Source organism: Thermococcus aciditolerans, from assembly GCF_008152015.1.
GTDB lineage: Archaea > Methanobacteriota_B > Thermococci > Thermococcales > Thermococcaceae > Thermococcus > Thermococcus celericrescens.
The window spans coordinates 30,080-47,702 of sequence record NZ_CP041932.1; the positions used below are offsets into that span (position 1 = coordinate 30,080).

The window sequence follows — 17,623 nt, forward strand, 5'->3', positions numbered from 1 at the left end:
TCAGAACTCCGGAATCCTAATCGGCGCCTGTAGCTCCTTCTCGTTCTTCTCAAGGTTGGTCGCGAGCATCTTTATCCTTTCGCAGCCCTTTATCTCCCTGATGAACTCGGCCACGCTCTTGGGCACGAGCTCCTCCCAGGGCTGCCCCTCGACCATGCGCTTCCGTATCTCGGTCGCCGAGAGGATGTCCTTCCTGAACATCGGCTGGACGATGACCTCGTAGCCTTTCTCTCTGAAGAGCTGTGCAACGAGCGAGTTGCCGGTGAAGACGACGTCAAAGCGCGGAACCATGCTCACTACATAGGTCGCCCATATGGCGTTGAAGTTGATGTCAGGGAGGGGAATCAGGTAGTAGCGCTTGTCCGCCAGGTGCGTCTCGTTCAGCGCCCTGATGAGCATCTCCATCCTCTCGCTCGTCGTGAAGGGGTTCTTCAGCGTATGGCTCGCCTGGGCGCTTCCGATGCCCAGTATCACCTCATCAACCTGTGAAAAAACGAATTCAAGTGCCTTTATATGTCCGTTGTGAACCGGCTGGAACCGGCCGACGAAGAGGCCGCGCTTGACCATTCAATCACCTCCAATCAACTTCACCCTCACCTCATCCCCGACCTTCAGACCGAGCCTTTCCGCCGCGCTCCCCTGATTGACGGCTATCTCGAGGTAGTCGTGACTTCCGGGAAGTGCAAGCAGTTCGCCGGGCTTCACCTGACCGTAGGTGTCGAGGTAGGAAACCCTGACCCCCAAGTCGGGAAGCTCTACCGCCCTCAGCGTCCCATAGTTCTCGAGGTTGAGGATCACGTTGCCAAAGTCGTCAATGGAGAGTACCGTGAGCAGCCAGCCGTCTCCTTCGCGCCGCGGCTCCACGTTGAGTCTGACGAGGCTTTCCAGGGGAATTTCAGTTCCTATCTGGCCGGGCTCAATGCCGGCCTCGAGGAGCGCCCCGGCGGGACCGAACACATCCCTGCCGTGGAAGGTAGAGCTTATCCTCCAGCCCGTAAAGCGCCTTATCCTCTTGAAATCTATCTCGTAGGCTCTCCGGGGTTTGATGTGTTTCATCGGAAGGGTTGCGAGTCCGTTGTCGGGAACAACGAGAAACTGCTCCCCCTCGATGATAACGGCCCTGCGGGAGGTTCCGACCCCGGGGTCAATAACACCGACGTGAACGGTCCCCTCCGGGGAGTACTTCACCACCTGCTCCATGACGAAAGAGCCCTCAACGATGGAGTGCCTCCTTATCGAGTGGGTAACGTCAATGAGCCGCGCGTTGGGATTGACCCTGAGCATGGCAACCTTCATCTCGCCCACGTAGGGGCCGCCAAGCCCGAAGTCTGTCGTCAGGGTTATCATCGCCACCACCTAAAACTTATTAACGGTTGTGGGCTTTAAAGGGTTTGGAAGATGAAAATGAGAAAAGCCATCCTGGTTCCTCTCCTCATTCTCATAGTGGTGGTCTCGGGATGCCTCTTCAAGCCGCCGGCGGAGGTTAGGTTCTCGGTTGACAGAACGGTCGTCACGCCCGACGGAACGCTCCACGTCATCGTGTTCGTTAACAACACCGGGAAGGTGGGTCTGACAGGGGCGACGCTCGTCCTGGGCGACGAGGGCTTCCAGATACTCCAGGAACCAAAGTTCCCCGACGTTCTGCCCGTGGGCCACTCTGCCCAGCTGGTCTGGATACTCAAGGCTCCTGCTATACCTGGCTACTACAACCTCAAGCTCTCCCTTGAGCTGACCGATGAGCTTAAGCGAACCTGGACAGGCTTCTATGGTCAGTTCAGGGTGTTCGTTTCCAGAGGGGCGGCACCCTCGGACGAGATAGGGCTAGGGATAAGCGGACCCGAGACCCTCCATGGCGGTGAGACTTCCACGATAACGGTCACAATAAAGAACAAGCTGGAGGCTCCGATCGACCTGCTGGACATCCGGCTCGACCTCCTCGATGGAATGAAGGTGATGAGCGCAGACGCGCTTCCGGAGGGCATCAACGAGAACGGGAAGATAACCCTCAGGTACACCGTGAAGGCTCCGTACGCATACCGGAAAGGATACATCTCGGCGATGCTTCGGTACAGAATAGGCGGCTCTGAGAAGAGCGTCATCGAAAGCGTACCCCTGGAGGTGACTTGGACGCCCTGGAACGCGGACAGCGGGACGCTTAGGGACGCATATGAACTCAAATATCACTGGATAACTGATGGATACCTCGTTGACGGCTACTGGTCCGAGCGCTACAACTCAACGCCCTCCTTCAACAGGGCAGAGCTCAGGAATCTCGCCCTCAGGATAATCGGGAACGCCAGTTCCGAGCCAGCCGCTGCGAGGGCCATTTATGACTGGATGATGCGCACCTACTCCTTCGGAGACACGACCTCCACCCTTGAGCCGGAGAAGATACTCCTTCAGGACAGGCTGAGCTACGCGGAGGGCCAGATACTCACGACTGCAATGCTGCGCTCCATAGACATCCCCGCGAGGATCGTAACGCTCTACAACGGGACGGACTGCACACGGAGGCCCGTGACGGAGTTCTACACCGCGGACGGCTGGTACGTCGTGGACATAGAGCACGGCTTCATAGGCTCCCTCGAGGAGTACCTGGCCAGTCCGTACTTCCCAAGACTGTACCAGATAATAACCGAGAACGGCTACAGGATGGTGGCCCAGAGCCCGACGGAGCTCAGCGGTCATGAGCACGTTGACGTTACGGGGGACTTCATTGCAAACCTCGAGGACAGGCTCATAAGCGTTGTGAGCGGAAGGCTGAAGCCGGAACTGCGCTCGAAGCTGATGATGCTGGTCAACAACCTCAACGAAAATGAGAGGCTTTACGCGCTCTTCATCCTCTCGTCTGCCCCCAGCGACGATGAATTGAACCTGGTGGTGGAGAAATACAGTGTGGGCAAGATGGAGCAAAGCATAAAAGCCATGTACGAGTTTTACAGGGACATGGAGTGGAGCGACGATTTCACGCGCTACTGGAAAATATTCGCGGGTGATGTGGGATGATAACCGTCCTTCGCCTTGGACACAGACCCGAGAGGGATAAGAGGATAACGACCCACGTGGCCCTGACGGCGAGGGCCTTCGGGGCGGATAGAATCATCATCGCGGCCGAAGTGGACGAGCATGTAAGGGACAGCGTCGAGGACGTCGTGAGGCGCTGGGGAGGACCCTTTGAGATAGCCTTCGACCCCAGCTGGAAGAGAATCCTGAGGGACTGGAAGGAGAATGGAGGCGTGATAGTCCACCTCACGATGTATGGAATCCATATCGACGACGCGATGCCCCAAATCCTGGAAGAACTGAAGGAAGGCAGGGACGTGCTCGTCGTCGTCGGCGCCGAGAAGGTGCCCAGGGAGGTCTACGAAATGGCAGACTACAACGTCAGCGTGGGGAACCAGCCGCACAGCGAGGTCGCCGCTCTGGCAGTCTTCCTGGACAGGCTCCTGGAAGGAGAGGGGCTGAGGAAGGAGTTCCAGAACGCCAAGCTGAAGATAATCCCCCAGGAGAGGGGAAAGAGGATCATCGAGCTTGAGTGAGGGTTGCGGATGGTGCTCAATAACTACCGCGAAAACGTCAGGGGTTACCTTGAAGCCATCGTCCGGCCCCTCGCGAGGGCAGGCGTTACGCCGAACACGATAACCGTCCTCGGCCTGCTGATAAGCCTCGCCGGCGCGTACTTCTTCTACCGGGGCGAGCAGGTCATAGCGGCCCTTGTTCTGCTCTTCGGCTCGCTTATAGATGCCCTCGACGGAACGCTCGCGAGGCTCACAGGGAAGACGAGCCGCTTTGGAGCCTTCCTCGACTCCACCTTCGACAGGATAAGCGACGGAGCGGTTCTCTTCGGAATAGCCCTCGGAAACCTCGTGGACTGGCGCGTTGCGTTCATAGCTTTCATGGGGAGCTACCTGGTGAGCTACGAGCGGTGCAGAGCCGAGCTGGCAGGCTCCGGAAGGCTGGCCGTTGGAATAGCCGAGAGGGCCGAGCGGCTATTGATAATAATCATCACCGCACTCTTTGGCTACGTTGAGTACGGTGTCTACGCAGTTGCGGTTCTGGCGTGGATAACCGTTCTCCAGAGGCTTTACGCAGCCTACCAGAGGCTCAAGGAGTGAAAAAGAAGGGGGATGACGAGAATTTCGCTAGGCGAGCCGCAGGGGCAATGAAGAGCCCTGCCGTTGCTGACCCTTGCCGTTCTTTTTTATTATTCCAGTAAATTAACTCCCCGCCAGCCAATCACGAAGGCTGAGGCGGAATGAACGTCCAAACCCAACCCTTGAGCAAGTTCTCGTCCCAATTTTGAAGAACCGGCGGGATTAACCAGATAGACCTCAAAACCTCTCTTCAACGCCATAACAACCCCGTGCTCAAGAAGTTCCTTCTTGGCGAAATTCGACGCCTTCCGATTCCCCCTCCTCGAACTCGTAGCCTTCCCATTCTTTCTCTTAATCCTTCCCAAATCCTCGAAGAACACAACCCCAACGCCGTGATAAAACGCATAATCCAGCAGGCGAGCGAGAGCCTTCCACCTCAAATCCCTCGCCTTCTTCCTCGGAAACCCCGGAGAATTAACCTCTGGAAAGTGCTTAACCCTAACGTCCCTAATAGCACCATTCTCGTCGAGAATTGCCATATTCACCCTGTCCGAGTTCAAATCAAAACCAGCGTAAAGTTTTCCACTGCTTGTCCTCCCGTAGTTCCTGAGATAAATCTCAAAGGGCACCTGAACGTGCAGGTAAACTTTTCCATCCCTTAGAACAACTTGAGCACCGTATTTGAACTTTTGAGCATCGAAAATAACTGGAAGAAACTTCTCGGCGGTTTTCATCTTAAAGTTCAGCCATTCACCATTCGAGCGGATTCTAACCTTCAACCCCTCAATCTTCACGTTCCGGTTCCCTTTCTCGTTCTCCTTTGGTTTGCTGATGAGGAATTTCGACTTCGGGTGAATATGCCTTGGATTCCCGCCGTTTTGCCTTGCCCCTTTCAACAGCATTTTGGCGTAATCCCACGCACTGTCAGAATACCACCAGTTGTTGAGAACCAGTCGAGAGACTTCCTTCACGCCTTCACTCTTTTTAATGCCCCTGAGCTGGAGTCTTATAGCCAGTTCGACGGCCTTTTTGAATTTTTCCGTCAGGAGGGTGAGTTTTAGGTAGTCTTCCTGCTTTTCTGGTTCGAGTTTTGTTTTAATGGTTATGTAATTCACTTCTGCTCGGCGGATTTTTCGTGTTTTTCGAGCCATAACTCGATAGCCTCCGTTATGGCCATTCCGAGGGCTCCTTTTTTGACGCCGTAAACATCGAGGATTTTCTTTCGGAATTTGACTTCTAACTCGTCTGGGATTTTCACGGTTATGACGCCCATTGTATTCACCAAAATACTTAAATACCTGTTTACTTAAATGGTTTTTGGTCGTGATGCCAGCCCGATGAAGTCGGTGAGTTAGGCGAGGTGGAGGGCTGGCTGAACCCTGAGGGTGTTCGGGCGACCCGTTCCGCCGTAGTATGCTGGAAGAGAAGGAGCGTGGGCGAGGCGGTCTAAGTCCGGGCACTCACAGTAACTCGGGGGATGAACCTCCATGTGAGCACACAAAAACACACATGGAGAAGACCCCGTTGCGGACCCCTCATTTTTCCATCAGGCCCTTCACGATTTCAACGACCTCGCTCAGCTTTGAAACCACGAAGTCGCAGTTGCCCCACAGTTCTCTCTTTGCCCCATTCGGGTCGAGGAGGACGCTGGACATTCCAACGTTTTTCGCCCCAACACAGTCTTTGGCGGGGTTGTCGCCGACGTAGAGCGCCACGCCCGCTTCAACGTCGGCCCTTTCAAGCGCGAGCCTGAAGGGCCCCTCGTGGGGCTTGTAGAAGCCGGCATCCTCGCTGGTTGTTATGGAGTCGAATAGGTCGTAGATTCCGAGGGCCTTAAGATGGGCCTCGATGTAGTCGTTGTCTGAGTCTGTTATGATTCCGACGTGGAGGCCGAGGTCTTTGAGAGCCTTAATCGTTTCAACTGCATCGGGGAAGAGCTCTCCGAAGCGCCCGTGCATGGCGATGCTTATCTCCCAGAAGTCGTCGGGAACCAAAAAGCCGTAGTGCTCGGCCACCTTCCGCATGGCCTCGGTATCAACGTCCCGGATTTTGACGTAGGGCTTGCCGGCGAGCTCCTTGAACATGGCGGAGCTTTCGGCCTCGTACTCCTCCCAGAGCCTCACGTAGTCGAGGTCCTCCCTCCCGGCCTTTCTGAGGACCTCCCTCATGATGTTCTGATGGGTAACGTTTTCGCCCTCCTTCGTTATGAGCGTGCCCACGAAATCGAAGAAGACCGCCCTGAGCATCACAACCACCGGAGGGGGTTTGGGGGCGGACGTTAAAACCCTTGCCCGACAGAACGACAAGTTCTGTTGAGAAGTTTTCCAAAATTTGCTGTTTGAACAAGGAAATGTTTGAAAATTTTTGGCTCTCGGCAATTTTTACGGGGGGCCGAACTACAGGGCATCACCACCCACGTTGGGTGTCTCCCATGTTGCACGTTAGGGTCATCGAATGGTTCCTGCTCTTCAGGAAAAAGTAAATCTGACCTAAACCTTAAAAGCCTCCCCGCGTAGTCTCCCCGGTGGTGTGAAATGGCCGAGATGAACGAGCAGCTTGAAAGGCTCGCTTACGAGTACCAGCTCCTTCAGGCCCAGGCGCAGCTCCTGGCCCAGAACCTTGAACTGCTCACCCTGGGGAGGAACGAGTTCCAGGCGGTCAAGGAGACGCTGGAGGAACTCAAGAAGGTCGAAGAGGAGAAGCCGGAGATACTGGTGCCGATCGGGGCTGGCTCCTTCCTGAAGGCTCACATAGACGACAAGGAGAACGCGATAGTCAGCGTCGGCGCCGGCTACGCCATCGAGAAGAACCTCGACGACGCGATAGCGTATCTGGACGCGCGCATCAGGGAGTACGACGAGGCGATAGCCAAGACCCAGGAGGCTCTCAGAAAGCTGGAGGGGCAGCTGGGAGAGCTCGCCCAGAAGGCGCAGGAGCTTCAGCAGAGGCAGGCCATGAGCTTCAGCGTAAGGAAGTGATTGAGATTCTTTCTTCCTCCTTTTCAGGGTGGAAACCGAAACCCGGGGGATAATATTTTAAACTTTTCCGTCCATAGCTGTTTTTAAGATGCTAACAAGGATCAGAACGGCTTCAACTGCGCTGGTTTTAATCATAATTCTCGGAACGTTTGGATTAGCCGTGCCTGGGATTAACATCAGCGCTCAGGAGATTGGGGCTGGCTCAAACTACCTCGTGAGTCCTGTCCGTGAGGGAAGGTACGCCCTCTGGACCACTAACGGGAGATACAATCCGTATAACCCGCTGGGTGATGTGGTACATGTGGAGTTGATTCTTGGGGGGGATCTGCCAGAGGGCTCTGAAGTTACGGTTGTGCTGTATAATTCCTCCGACCAGCGTATTTCTGATGGTACGTTTGTTGTGCCGCAGGGGGGTCTTCCTGGGGGAACTGCATTTAACGTCAGCGTATCACAGGTGCCCGCCTCTTGGGTTGATGTGTCAAAAACCAGAGTGGTTGTGCTCTCAAGGGATTATGCCTACGATGCGGGTAAACCAATCTTTGTGGATCTTCAAAAGGTCGGATTGGGTACCTATGACGAAAAATATTCCCAGGCCATGATTATAACTGGAAGCAATGTTCCGCTGAATTGGTATACGATTCCTGTTGGGCTCGGGATTTCAGATCCCAACTTCAACTGGGACACTGTCTATTTCACTAACGCCTCGGGAGATTGTTTGTATTACTGGATGGAGAGTCAAGAGGCTAATTCGCAAGGCTCATCGGCATGGTTCTGGCTGAATGTGACCAACATTCCTGCTAATTCCCGGACGGAGATATACATCAACTACGGCGGCTCCGGAAACCCGTGCGTTGATCACAACGATCCAGACAAAGTTTTCCTGCTTTACGATGACTTTAACGACCTCTCCAACTGGAATTCCCGGGGTGGTGTTTCCCCTCCTTCAAACGGCGTTCTGTCACTCTATCCGGGGCAGTGGATTTGGACGAAGCGTCAATTCCCTGCACCATACCATGTCGAAGCTGTAGTCTCTCTGGGGCCGGATGATATGACGAATCCCTATGATGTTATCTCATCTCTGTTTGGAGACATTCAGATTTCCCTGGGTTCTTTTTTCCTTCCCTGGATACTGCCGTCTGGAGAAGGGTACGGTGAGGGAATTGGTAACGCTTACTGGTTCACTCGGATTCCTCTGAATGGAGAGGCTCAGTTCAACGTCAACTCTCCACAGCTAGATAAAAACAGTGTGTCCTGGAACTACGGAATTTCCGGTTCACGGTACACTGTGGGGCGGTGGAGTTTTATTGATATGTTCTCCCTCGGGGATGCCATTGCCATTTATCAGAACGGGAATTCAATGGCCTATTACAACGTTCTCCCAGGCCAGTATGGTTCAGTTGGATTTGGCCAGTATAGCGGGGGCCCCCTGTTGATTGATTACCTCTTCGTTAGGAAGTACGTTAATCCAGAGCCCACATGGGATCTGGGGAATTTCTACTATCACCTTACCTTTAACCCTCAACCTCCCCAAGCAACATCTTCCATAACAGTCTCCAGCTCGAAATCTGTTAACATTGCCTCTCTCCCCACGATCCCCCCTGAATTGCCTTCCCAGCAGATTTCACAGAAAACCCTTTCCGTAACTCCCTATTTCAATGACAAATGGAATTTGGTGGGGCTCAATTTAACATCCTCTATGATTGAAAGATACGAGCAAAATCTGCTTGAAAAAAGAATCCGGGAGTTGGTCACTCCCCCACAGGGTGGTTCTTAGAGTACCACTCCACCGTTTTCTTCAGCCCTTCCTCAAGGCTCCACTCCGGCTCGAAGCCAAGACTCCTAATCCCGCTTATATCCGCTAGACTGTGCCTTATGTCACCCGGTCTGGGCTTGTCGAAGAGTACGGAGCTGTTGGCGTCGGTTATCTCGATTACCTTCATCGCCAGCTCGAGGATGGTCGTCTGCTTTCCGGTTGCAACGTTGAACACCCGCCCGTTGCTCCTCCGGCTTTCGGCGGCGAGTATATTCGCCTTAACGACGTCCTTCACGTAAATGAAGTCCCTCGTCTGTTTGCCGTCTCCGAAGATAACGAGCGGCTCGTTCTTCAGGGCGCGGTTGATGAAGATGCTTATAACGCCCGCGTACTGGTTGGCGCTCTGCCTCGGTCCGAAGACGTTGAAGTAGCGCAGCGCAACGACTGGCAGGCCGTACAGCTCGTGAAAAACCCGGAGATACTCCTCGGCGGTCGCCTTGGTCACACCGTACGGGGAAAGGGGTTTCGGCCTCTCAGTCTCCCTCAGGGGCAGGTTCGGGTTGTCCCCGTAGACCGCCGCGGAGGACGCGAAAATCAGCTTCCCGTGCCCCTCCAAGAGTGCCTTTAAAATGTTCAGGGTGCCCATAACGTTAACTTCCTCCGTGAAAACCGGGTCTCTGACGCTCTCGACGACGCTCACCTGGGCCGCCTCGTGGAAGATGTAGTCCGCGTGGCTTATCAGTTCCGCAACGGCGCTGTAATCCCGGATATCGGCCTTCACAAGCTTCGCACCCGGGGGCACGTTCTCCTCCTTCCCGGTGTAGAGGTTGTCTATTATAACCACCTCATTGTCCTTGACAAGCTCCCAGGCGATGTGGGAGCCGATGAAGCCCGCTCCTCCCGTGATGACGACAAGCTTGTTTCTCATAGGCTCACCTGTGAAAAATAACGCTGGAGTTCATAAATTTTTATCTCCTGGCAGTTCACTCCTTCCGCGATCCATGCATCCTCAGCTTTACCTCCCTCATGATGTCCTCTTTATTGGGGAATACATCCTTGGAAGATTTATATGCATCTTCGATGTCCCTCAGAACGTATGTCAGCTTTTCCAGAATGTCTTTGCTCTTATTCCAAGGGGTTGCATAGCGGAACTCGATCATCTCCGCCAGCTCGTCAATGGTGAAGCTGCACACGGTCTCTTGGGTCTTACAGTTAACTATTTTGAGGTTTCCTCCCTCCAGCACAAGCCGGAATTCCTTCTCCTCCTTCATGATGATCACGGATTATTTTAGGGCTTTAATGGTACTTTAAGGTTACGCAGGAAATTTTTTGGACAGTCTCGAAAGATTCTTATATACCCTTTCCGCCACAACATAATTAGGGGAACGGGAACCATGGATGAGCGGGTTTCCACGGGAATTCCTGGATTGGACTTCATGCTGAACGGGGGTCTTATCCCGGGCAGAACGTACCTTATTAAGGGGGCCCCTGGTACCGGCAAGACCACCCTTGCGATGCACTTTGCAATGGCGGGGATAGATAACGGTGAAAACGTACTGTATGTTACATTGGAAGAACCCGCTGAGAACCTTAAGATGGATATGATGAAGTTTGGCTTTAACCTCGCCGACCTTCACTTTACAATAATAGACGCCACCCCAACCGCGGAGAGGTACGTTCTCATGGAAAACTTCTTCGAGTCCTTTGCGGAGGGCATGGACAAGATGCTGACTGCCATAAAGGAACAGTTCAAACAGAGATACTACCACAGGGTTGTCATTGATCCTATAACCATGCTCAAGGTGGCTACGAAAGATGATATCGAGTACAGGAGGTCGTTTCTTACTTTTGTCAAAGCGGTGGGGAGGTTAAAAACCACCGTAATCCTGACATCGGAACTTCAGAGGACGGATGTTGAGGAGTACTTGGTCAACGGGGTTATTGAGCTCAAAATGTTTGAGATGCAGGGAAAGCTCGCCCGCGGCATCAGGATAACAAAGTTCCGCGGTAGCGCCTTTGATGGCACCATCCGGCCGTACAAGATAACTGACAGTGGAATTGTTGTGTACCACGACCACGTTCTCCCATTGCCCTGACATTTTTCTCCTCAAGCCTCGTCCTTCAGTGCGGAGAGGAGGTCAGATCAGAAAAATGTCAGCCATCACGTGGAGTGAGAAAAGTTAAAAGCCTTCGCTCGATTCATCCGTCATGAACCCGCTCCTCCTCTGTCTTGTTGTCATCTTCCTCTGGGATGGATACTTCTTCGTTAATTACCTACTCCACCTTTTCACGGAGTATCGAACCGGACAATGGCTGCCTAAGGTCTCGATACTCATCCCGGCTTACAACGAGGGGGAGCACGTTCTCAAGGCCGTCAGATCAGCGCTCGCTCAAGATTACCCGGACTTTGAGGTCATAGTGGTCGACGATGGGAGTGAGGATAACACCTTTGAGGTTGCCTCCTCGGTCAAGAGTCCCATGCTGAAGGTATATCGGATGGAGCACGGTGGAAAAGCCAGGGCCCTGAACTTCGGCCTCTCGAAGGCTTCCGGCGAGGTTATAGTAACGACCGACGCCGACAGCTATCTCGAACCCGATGCAGTTAAGGAGCTGGTGAGGCGCTTCCACTCTGATGAAGTCCTCGGAGTCGGCGGCCAGGTTCGCGTCGCAGGAGGCTCTTTCCTTGAGATGGCGCAGGACACGGAGCACCTCAGGATAGCGATGTTCCGCAGAGCGAAAGAGCTGGACGACCTGAGCCTCGCTCCCGGTCCGATAGCGGCCTTCCGCAGGGAGGCCATTGAGAGGATCGGTGGCTTCGTCGAGGACATCGTTGAGGACTACGCCACGACGAAGGCTGTTAAAGAGTTTGGAAAAGTCGTCTACGCCCCTCGCGCGAGGGTGTGGACAAAAATGCCGAAGAGCCTTGCCGTCCTCTGGCGCCAGAGGAAGCGCTGGTTCCTTGGAGACCTAAAGAACCTTGGGGGAGGCTTCACGAAGGATTTGGCCTTTCTGCTCCTTTCGGACGTCGTGGCGTTTTTCGATGTGATCGTCCCGCCGCTTCTCCTTATCACAGGTCAGTTTGAACTCTTCGCCCTCTGGTGGTTCTTCGAGACCTTCACGATGCTCCTGCCTACCCTCTTCGAGGGTGGAAGGCTGATAAACGCGCTCCTGTTTCCCCTTATAATCTGGTTCTGGGCGGTATTTTACCTGACTCTCCACATCTACGGCTATCTCTCGGTGCTCCTCAGGGGGGCATGAGGCAATACGGGGCGAAACCCTTTTAAGTGCTCACTTCCGTACTACATAGACTATATAGATTATGGGCCAACAAATAGAATATAGTGATGACGATGATAACGGCGCTCTTCATGGCGTGGGCGATAGGCGCAAACGACAGTGCAAAGGCCGTTGGAACCGCCGTTGGCTCGGGCGTGCTCGGCTTCAAAAGAGCCGTGCTCCTCATAGGGGTATTCACAACTCTGGGCGTTTTTCTTGGAGGTTCTGGCGTTTCCGGAACGGTTTCCGGGCTCGCCGAGGGCATGTCCGCGGGTGAGGTCGGTCTCGTCCTCTTCAGCGCGGCCTCTGCCGTAACCCTCGCGAGCCTCTGGGGAAGGCCTATCTCAACGACCCAGTCCATAATAGGCGGTCTCGTGGGGGCTTCCCTCGCCCTCGGGCTGCCGGTTGACTGGGGGACGGTCGGCAGGATAGCATCGGCGTGGGTTCTCTCACCAATCGTGGCTGCGCTCTTTGCGGTGGCGGTCTACAGGCTCTACAAGCCCCTGCTGAGAAGGATAAAGTGTCTGCGGAACCTTGAACTGACTCAGAAATGGCTTGTCTTCACGGCGGCGGCCTTTTCAGCCTTCAACCTCGGCGCCAACGAGCTTTCGAACGTGGCCGGACTGATGGAAGGTCTCGGCGTGGACGGTCCGTTTAAGCTTATTCTAGCACTCATCCTTACCCTGGGGGCGCTGACCTTCAGCTACGACGTGATGATGACGGTCGGGAGGGACATCTCCCCTCTTGGGCCAACTTCTGCCTTTTCAAGTCAGTTTGGAGCATCTTTGGCCGTCAGCGCGGCCAACCTAATAGGCCTGCCGGTCAGCTCGGGTCAGGCCATAGTTGGGGCCATAAGTGGTCTGGGCCTCTACAAGGGCGAGCATGTGAACCTTAAACTCCTCATGGGGATCGTGAAGGGCTGGATAATAGCCCCGGTTTTCGCGGGTGCGATATCCTACGTTCTCATCACGTTTTTGGCTTAGGCTTTTAAACCCCCCACCGAAGGGCTTAGCGGTGTTGAGAGATGGTCGAGTTCAAGTTTGAGATCAAGGCGAGAGACGCCGCTGGAAGAATAGGAAAGCTGACCGTTAACGGAAAAACGATAGAGACCCCCGCCATAATGCCGGTCATCAACCCGAAGCAGCTGATAGTGACGCCGAAGGAACTCAAGGAAATGGGCTTTGGAATGGTGATCACCAACTCCTACATCATCTACAAGACGCCCGAACTCAGAGAGAAAGCCCTCGATGTGGGAATCCACAGGCTTCTCGACTACGACGGTATCATCGAGGTCGATTCCGGCTCTTTCCAGCTCATGCGCTACGGCGGCGTGGACGTTACGAACAGGGAGATAATCGAGTTTCAGGAAAGGACAGGCGTCGACATAGGCACGTTCCTCGACATCCCAACTCCACCGGATGCTCCGAGAGAAAAGGCCGAGGAAGACCTCAGGATAACGCTGGAGAGGGCGAAGGAAGCCGAGGAAGTCAAGAACATTGCGATGAACGCGGCAGTCCAGGGCTCCACCTATCCGGACCTGAGAACCTACGCCGCTAAAAAGCTCAGCGAGATGAACTTCGAGATTCACCCGGTCGGAGCAGTCGTCCCGCTGATGGAGAGCTACCGCTACAGAGACCTGGTGGACGTGGTGATAGCTTCAAAGCTCGGTTTAAGGCCGGACAGGCCGGTTCACCTGTTCGGTGCCGGTCACCCAATGATTTTCGCCCTGGCTGTGGCGATGGGGATTGACCTCTTCGACTCGGCGAGCTACGCCCTCTACGCCAAGGACGACCGCTACCTGACGCCCGAAGGCACCAAGAGGCTTGAAGAGCTGGAGTACTTCCCGTGCTCCTGCCCGGTGTGCTCACGCTACACGCCTCAGGAACTCCGCGAGATGCCGAAGGAAGAGAGGACGAGGCTTCTGGCTCTGCACAACCTCTGGGTAATCCGCGAGGAGCTCAACAGGGTCAAGCAGGCGATAAAGGAGGGAACACTCTGGGAGCTCGTCGATGAGAGAGCGAGGAGTCACCCGAAGATGTTCGCCGCCTACAAGAGACTGCTGGAGTACAGGGATTACCTTGAGGAGAACGAGCCGGTAACCAAGGCGAGCGCCTTCTTCAAGGTCAGCGAGGAAGCGATGAGCTGGCCAATAGTCCAGCGCGCTAAAGAGAGAGCTGAAAGGGTCGCCAAGAAGTTCCCGGAGAGAGTGAACCACCCAATCTTCGGCGAGATTCCGAGGTACCTCAGCCTCAGCTACCCCTTCGCCCAGAGCGAGGGCGAGGAGGACTTCACCATAACCAAGCCCACCAAAGGAGAGGCGAGGAGCTACATCATGGCCATAGCCGAGTACCAGTTCGGCGAAGGGGCCGGCGAGGCGTTCAGAGATGCATTCGTCGAGCTTTCAAGGAAGACGGGCATGCCAAGGCAGGTTAAAGCGAAGGGCAAGCACCTCGCGACCTTCAGGGCTGAGGACGGTCTCTTAACCCTTGGCATCGAGGGCGCCAGGAGACTCCACGAGGTTCTGTCGTTCCCGAGGATGAGGGTAGTGGTCAATTCAGATGCGGAGCCGTTCGCGAAGCGTGGAAAAAACGTCTTCGCCAAGTTTGTGGTGGACGCCGATCCGGAGATAAGGCCCTACGACGAGGTTTTGGTGGTGAACGAGCGCGATGAGCTTCTCGCGACGGGCCAAACACTGCTCAACAGCGAGGAGATGAAGGTCTTTGAGAGCGGTCTGGCGGTGAAGGTGAGAAGGGGAGTCGGTTAAGCATTTTCCTTCAGATACTCTTTGTATCCCTTCTTTTTCAGTCAGCTTTTGACATCATCGGCGAGCCATTTTGAAGGAACTGGTTTCCCTACGGACTCCTTGTACTTCTCAAAGACCTTCTCACAGTTTTTATTGAAGTTCTTGCACAAGTATTGGTAGCTAATCACGACGAGAAGGAGATAAAAACGCCTCAGGAACCAGGGGCCGTTTTCACACTCCTCGTTGCCTTCGCACTCCCTGCTGTCCCGTAGAGCCTTGAGATACGGTCTCATTGCTAAGAAGGATTCCAAGATTAAACCCGCGTACTGCTCCTGAATGAACCAGTCTCCAACGAAGTCGCGGTAGATGAAGTAACCGACGCGGTTGAGAACTCTGCTTGCGTCGCTTACTGCTTTTACCTTTTCTTCATCTTTTAGGAAATCGTCCCTTGCAGGACCAACAAGCACTCCGCCAGAAATCCGTCCCGCTTGGAGGTCCTCCGCGTGCCATCGTTTGATTTTGCTTATGTTTTTCTTGAGGTTCTCGTCCATCATTTCGTAAACCTCGCTGACTGCTTCGAAGTTAAGTTCCTTCAGCGCTATGTCAAGTTCGTAGATTGTCACCGCCATCATCACCGTGGCAAGGGTCGATGCAAGCGTGAGGATTACGATGGTCGTGTTGATGTCTCTCGTGATGGCCCAAGTTGCTCCCGTTGCGATTAGAATGAGACCCGCCGAGAGACCCGCGAGGAGTTTAATCCTATCCATGCCAATCCCCAAGATAGTAATGCGAAAACGTTATAAATTTTCCAGCGTTCCCGAAGGTGGGTGGGCCCGTGGTCTAGATGGTTATGACGCCACCCTTACAAGGTGGAGGTCCGGGGTTCGAATCCCCGCGGGCCCACCATAACAACCCTTTGCTTCGCAAAGCGTTGACGGAAAGAGTGCGTGCAATTCTGACGTGCTTGATTCTCAAGTGGGTTTACTCTTCAATTAACGGTTCCACAGCGTTTCACTCTCTCAAGGCGTCAAAGAACGCCAGAATAAAAAGTGAAACCTGTTTAACATCCTGTTTTAAAGCTAAACCTTCATCATACGGGCGATTTTAATGTGCACGCTTTAGGCTCCAGCTAATTTGACAAAAAGGGATATTTTGATCAAACTTTGCAGGGCAAAGTTTCCTGTACTTTCAATCCTCACAAAATTGAGGGGGCTTTAAGAAGAGCGGTGCGGTCTGAATATGGGTTGAGATAGAGGGCAACGACCTGGTCGTCACCATCTACCTGGCTACTCAATAGCGGTAATCGTGGGAGTAGCCGTCGGAGTAGTTTCTCCTTCTGCTTCTTCCACCCTTCTTGCTCCTTCCGTCCCTGCCGTAGCTCCTCGAGCGGCCCGAGTTTCTGGAGTAGCCTCTTGAACCGTGGTTCCTCTGGTTCTCCCTCTCATACCTCTCGCGGTACTCGCGCGGAATTTCCTCGCTCAGCTCGGACTTGCGTATCTCAACACCCGCAGTCTGGGCGATGTAGCGGAGCCTCCTGAACTCGCCGGGCATTATGAAGGTCATCGCCTTTCCTTTCTTTCCCATCCTGCCGGTTCTGCCTATCCTGTGGACGTAGTCCTCGGCCGTCATGGGCAGGGAGTAGTTCACGACGTAGTTTATGTCCTGCACATCGAGGCCCCTGGCGGCGACGTCAGTCGCAACGAGAACCCTGGTTTTTTTGGTCTTGAAGCGCCAGAAAGTTCTCTCACGTGCGGCCTGGCTCATGTCGCCGTTGAGTGCCTCGGCGCTGTAGCCAGCCCTCCTGAGCTTCTCACTGAGCTCCCGGGTTTCCCTCTTGGTGGCGCAGAAGACTATCCCGTAGAAGTCCCCGGTGCCGTCGAGTATCTTCCTGAGCATCGTGAGCTTCCTCGCCGGGACAACCTCTATGTACTCCTGATCCACCATCTCCGGGACGAGCTCGTCGCTGCTGACGCTTACCACCTCGTAGTCACCCATGTAGCGCCTCGCGAGCCTCTTTATCTCCGGCGGCATCGTAGCGGAGAACATCAGCACACGCTTCTTTCTCGGCGTCTCCCTGAAAATCGCCCCTATATCGTCTATGAATCCCATGTCGAGCATCCTGTCGGCCTCATCGAGGATGAAGAACTTCACCCCGCTCAGGTCGAGGGTTCCGCGCCTTATGTGGTCGAGAACTCTGCCAGGGGTTCCAACTACGACATGAGTCCCCCGCTCAAGGGCCCTTATCTGCGGTCCTATCGGCTGGCCGCCGTAGACGGCGTAAACGTAAACCCTCTTCCTCCCGCGGAGGCTCTTGATTTCATCCGCCACCTGGAGGGCAAGCTCCCTCGTGGGCGTGAGGATTATCGCCTGAACGGCCCTTATCTTCGGATCGATCGCCTCGATTATCGGGAGCGCAAATGCTGCTGTTTTTCCCGTCCCTGTCTGGGACTGGCCGATTATATCGACGTCGCCAGATAGAAGGCGCGGGATTACCTCCCTTTGAATATCCGTCGGACTTGAGAAGCCCTTCTGCCTGACGGCCACTAACGTGGCCTCCGATAAGCCTAAGCTTTCAAAACTCATTTTCCTAACTCCTTACGTTACTCAAACGCATCCCTTCTCAAACGGAACGCGTCGAGAAGAAACGCGGTCTGGCGGGCCGGGGGGGATTCGAACCCCCGACCACGGGATTAAGAGTCCCGCGCTCTAACCATGCTGAGCTACCGGCCCTCAACCCGAAACCATAGACGGGAGGTGGCTTTATAAATTTTTCGGTAGG

Annotated in this window: 18 protein-coding genes and 2 tRNA genes; 10 read left to right on the forward strand and 10 right to left on the reverse strand. The window is 54.4% G+C overall.

Going from position 1 to position 17,623, the window contains the following annotated elements:
- A complete protein-coding gene (locus tag FPV09_RS00185) occupies positions 1-567 on the reverse strand; it encodes a nicotinamide-nucleotide adenylyltransferase (RefSeq protein ID WP_014013529.1) in 567 nt (188 codons plus the stop codon).
- Positions 568-1,347: an SAM hydrolase/SAM-dependent halogenase family protein gene (locus FPV09_RS00190; protein WP_148883554.1), complete on the reverse strand. Its 780-nt coding sequence runs from the start codon at positions 1,345-1,347 to the stop codon at positions 568-570.
- A 51-nt stretch (positions 1,348-1,398) separates the two neighbouring features.
- Here FPV09_RS00190 and FPV09_RS00195 point away from each other — a divergent pair, with 51 nt between their 5' ends.
- The 3 genes from FPV09_RS00195 to pgsA are packed head-to-tail and all read left to right on the forward strand — an operon-like array spanning position 1,399 to position 4,115.
- Complete coding sequence (locus FPV09_RS00195; protein ID WP_148881925.1) at positions 1,399-3,006, forward strand: transglutaminase-like domain-containing protein; 1,608 nt, start codon at positions 1,399-1,401, stop codon at positions 3,004-3,006.
- Positions 3,003-3,539 carry a tRNA (cytidine(56)-2'-O)-methyltransferase gene (locus FPV09_RS00200; RefSeq protein WP_148881926.1) on the forward strand — a complete coding sequence of 179 codons (537 nt, stop codon included), beginning with the start codon at positions 3,003-3,005 and terminating at the stop codon, positions 3,537-3,539. The genes FPV09_RS00195 and FPV09_RS00200 overlap by 4 nt, the downstream gene beginning before the upstream one ends.
- A gap of 9 nt (positions 3,540-3,548) precedes the next feature.
- On the forward strand, positions 3,549-4,115 hold the full coding sequence (gene pgsA, locus FPV09_RS00205) for an archaetidylinositol phosphate synthase (protein ID WP_148881927.1): 567 nt from the start codon (positions 3,549-3,551) through the stop codon (positions 4,113-4,115).
- An 89-nt stretch (positions 4,116-4,204) separates the two neighbouring features.
- On the opposite strand, the gene FPV09_RS00210 is transcribed toward pgsA, so the two are convergent.
- The 3 genes from FPV09_RS00210 to FPV09_RS00215 form a co-directional block, all read right to left on the reverse strand.
- Positions 4,205-5,209, reverse strand: coding sequence for a transposase (locus FPV09_RS00210; protein WP_246112274.1), 1,005 nt, complete (start codon positions 5,207-5,209; stop codon positions 4,205-4,207).
- Positions 5,206-5,376 (reverse strand): hypothetical protein, encoded by a 171-nt coding sequence (locus FPV09_RS11875; RefSeq protein ID WP_157065422.1) that lies wholly within the window; start codon positions 5,374-5,376, stop codon positions 5,206-5,208. The genes FPV09_RS00210 and FPV09_RS11875 overlap by 4 nt, the downstream gene beginning before the upstream one ends.
- 253 nt (positions 5,377-5,629) lie before the next feature.
- On the reverse strand, positions 5,630-6,340 hold the full coding sequence (locus tag FPV09_RS00215; RefSeq protein WP_148883555.1) for a TIGR02253 family HAD-type hydrolase: 711 nt from the start codon (positions 6,338-6,340) through the stop codon (positions 5,630-5,632).
- Between the two features lie 288 nt (positions 6,341-6,628).
- Between FPV09_RS00215 and pfdA the strand changes: the two genes are divergently transcribed.
- Both pfdA and FPV09_RS00225 read left to right on the forward strand, forming a co-directional pair.
- The gene (gene pfdA / locus FPV09_RS00220; RefSeq protein WP_148881929.1) at positions 6,629-7,072 is read left to right on the forward strand and encodes a prefoldin subunit alpha; all 444 of its coding nucleotides are present in this window, start codon (positions 6,629-6,631) and stop codon (positions 7,070-7,072) included.
- A gap of 88 nt (positions 7,073-7,160) precedes the next feature.
- The gene (locus FPV09_RS00225) at positions 7,161-8,846 is read left to right on the forward strand and encodes a DUF2341 domain-containing protein (protein ID WP_148881930.1); all 1,686 of its coding nucleotides are present in this window, start codon (positions 7,161-7,163) and stop codon (positions 8,844-8,846) included.
- On the opposite strand, the gene FPV09_RS00230 is transcribed toward FPV09_RS00225, so the two are convergent.
- Complete coding sequence (locus FPV09_RS00230; protein WP_148881931.1) at positions 8,821-9,753, reverse strand: SDR family oxidoreductase; 933 nt, start codon at positions 9,751-9,753, stop codon at positions 8,821-8,823. The two genes, FPV09_RS00225 and FPV09_RS00230, sit on opposite strands and share 26 nt — an antisense overlap.
- Positions 9,754-9,808: 55 nt before the next feature.
- Complete coding sequence (locus FPV09_RS00235) at positions 9,809-10,105, reverse strand: hypothetical protein (protein WP_148881932.1); 297 nt, start codon at positions 10,103-10,105, stop codon at positions 9,809-9,811.
- A gap of 114 nt (positions 10,106-10,219) precedes the next feature.
- Between FPV09_RS00235 and FPV09_RS00240 the strand changes: the two genes are divergently transcribed.
- From FPV09_RS00240 to tgtA, 4 genes are all read left to right on the forward strand, one after another.
- Entirely contained in the window at positions 10,220-10,921 is a 702-nt protein-coding gene (locus FPV09_RS00240; protein ID WP_148881933.1) for an RAD55 family ATPase, read from the forward strand.
- 112 nt (positions 10,922-11,033) lie between these two features.
- Positions 11,034-12,083 carry a glycosyltransferase gene (locus tag FPV09_RS00245; protein ID WP_148881934.1) on the forward strand — a complete coding sequence of 350 codons (1,050 nt, stop codon included), beginning with the start codon at positions 11,034-11,036 and terminating at the stop codon, positions 12,081-12,083.
- Positions 12,084-12,175: 92 nt separating this feature from the next.
- Positions 12,176-13,084: an inorganic phosphate transporter gene (locus FPV09_RS00250; protein WP_148883556.1), complete on the forward strand. Its 909-nt coding sequence runs from the start codon at positions 12,176-12,178 to the stop codon at positions 13,082-13,084.
- A 41-nt stretch (positions 13,085-13,125) separates the two neighbouring features.
- Positions 13,126-14,865: a tRNA guanosine(15) transglycosylase TgtA gene (gene tgtA, locus FPV09_RS00255; RefSeq protein ID WP_148881935.1), complete on the forward strand. Its 1,740-nt coding sequence runs from the start codon at positions 13,126-13,128 to the stop codon at positions 14,863-14,865.
- A gap of 41 nt (positions 14,866-14,906) precedes the next feature.
- Here the strand turns inward: tgtA and FPV09_RS00260 are convergent, their stop codons facing one another.
- A complete protein-coding gene (locus FPV09_RS00260; protein ID WP_246112275.1) occupies positions 14,907-15,623 on the reverse strand; it encodes a hypothetical protein in 717 nt (238 codons plus the stop codon).
- Positions 15,624-15,673: 50 nt separating this feature from the next.
- Between FPV09_RS00260 and FPV09_RS00265 the strand changes: the two genes are divergently transcribed.
- Positions 15,674-15,750: transfer RNA gene (locus FPV09_RS00265), tRNA-Val, on the forward strand.
- Positions 15,751-16,134: 384 nt separating this feature from the next.
- On the opposite strand, the gene FPV09_RS00270 is transcribed toward FPV09_RS00265, so the two are convergent.
- Positions 16,135-17,427: a DEAD/DEAH box helicase gene (locus tag FPV09_RS00270; protein ID WP_148881936.1), complete on the reverse strand. Its 1,293-nt coding sequence runs from the start codon at positions 17,425-17,427 to the stop codon at positions 16,135-16,137.
- Between the two features lie 69 nt (positions 17,428-17,496).
- Positions 17,497-17,574, reverse strand: a tRNA-Lys gene (locus tag FPV09_RS00275).
- Positions 17,575-17,623: the final 49 nt, after the last annotated feature.

Excerpts from the sequence above, each read along its gene's own strand:
- FPV09_RS00185 (WP_014013529.1), bottom strand. The coding sequence starts at position 567 with ATGGTCAAGCGCGGCCTCTTCGTCGGCCGGTTCCAGCCGGTTCACAAC.
- FPV09_RS00190 (WP_148883554.1), bottom strand. The coding sequence starts at position 1,347 with ATGATAACCCTGACGACAGACTTCGGGCTTGGCGGCCCCTACGTGGGC.
- FPV09_RS00195 (WP_148881925.1), top strand. The coding sequence starts at position 1,399 with ATGAAAATGAGAAAAGCCATCCTGGTTCCTCTCCTCATTCTCATAGTG.
- FPV09_RS00200 (WP_148881926.1), top strand. The coding sequence starts at position 3,003 with ATGATAACCGTCCTTCGCCTTGGACACAGACCCGAGAGGGATAAGAGG.
- pgsA (WP_148881927.1), top strand. The coding sequence starts at position 3,549 with ATGGTGCTCAATAACTACCGCGAAAACGTCAGGGGTTACCTTGAAGCC.
- FPV09_RS00215 (WP_148883555.1), bottom strand. The coding sequence starts at position 6,340 with ATGCTCAGGGCGGTCTTCTTCGATTTCGTGGGCACGCTCATAACGAAG.
- pfdA (WP_148881929.1), top strand. The coding sequence starts at position 6,629 with ATGGCCGAGATGAACGAGCAGCTTGAAAGGCTCGCTTACGAGTACCAG.
- FPV09_RS00225 (WP_148881930.1), top strand. The coding sequence starts at position 7,161 with ATGCTAACAAGGATCAGAACGGCTTCAACTGCGCTGGTTTTAATCATA.
- FPV09_RS00230 (WP_148881931.1), bottom strand. The coding sequence starts at position 9,753 with ATGAGAAACAAGCTTGTCGTCATCACGGGAGGAGCGGGCTTCATCGGC.
- FPV09_RS00240 (WP_148881933.1), top strand. The coding sequence starts at position 10,220 with ATGGATGAGCGGGTTTCCACGGGAATTCCTGGATTGGACTTCATGCTG.
- FPV09_RS00245 (WP_148881934.1), top strand. The coding sequence starts at position 11,034 with ATGAACCCGCTCCTCCTCTGTCTTGTTGTCATCTTCCTCTGGGATGGA.
- FPV09_RS00250 (WP_148883556.1), top strand. The coding sequence starts at position 12,176 with ATGATAACGGCGCTCTTCATGGCGTGGGCGATAGGCGCAAACGACAGT.
- tgtA (WP_148881935.1), top strand. The coding sequence starts at position 13,126 with ATGGTCGAGTTCAAGTTTGAGATCAAGGCGAGAGACGCCGCTGGAAGA.
- FPV09_RS00270 (WP_148881936.1), bottom strand. The coding sequence starts at position 17,427 with ATGAGTTTTGAAAGCTTAGGCTTATCGGAGGCCACGTTAGTGGCCGTC.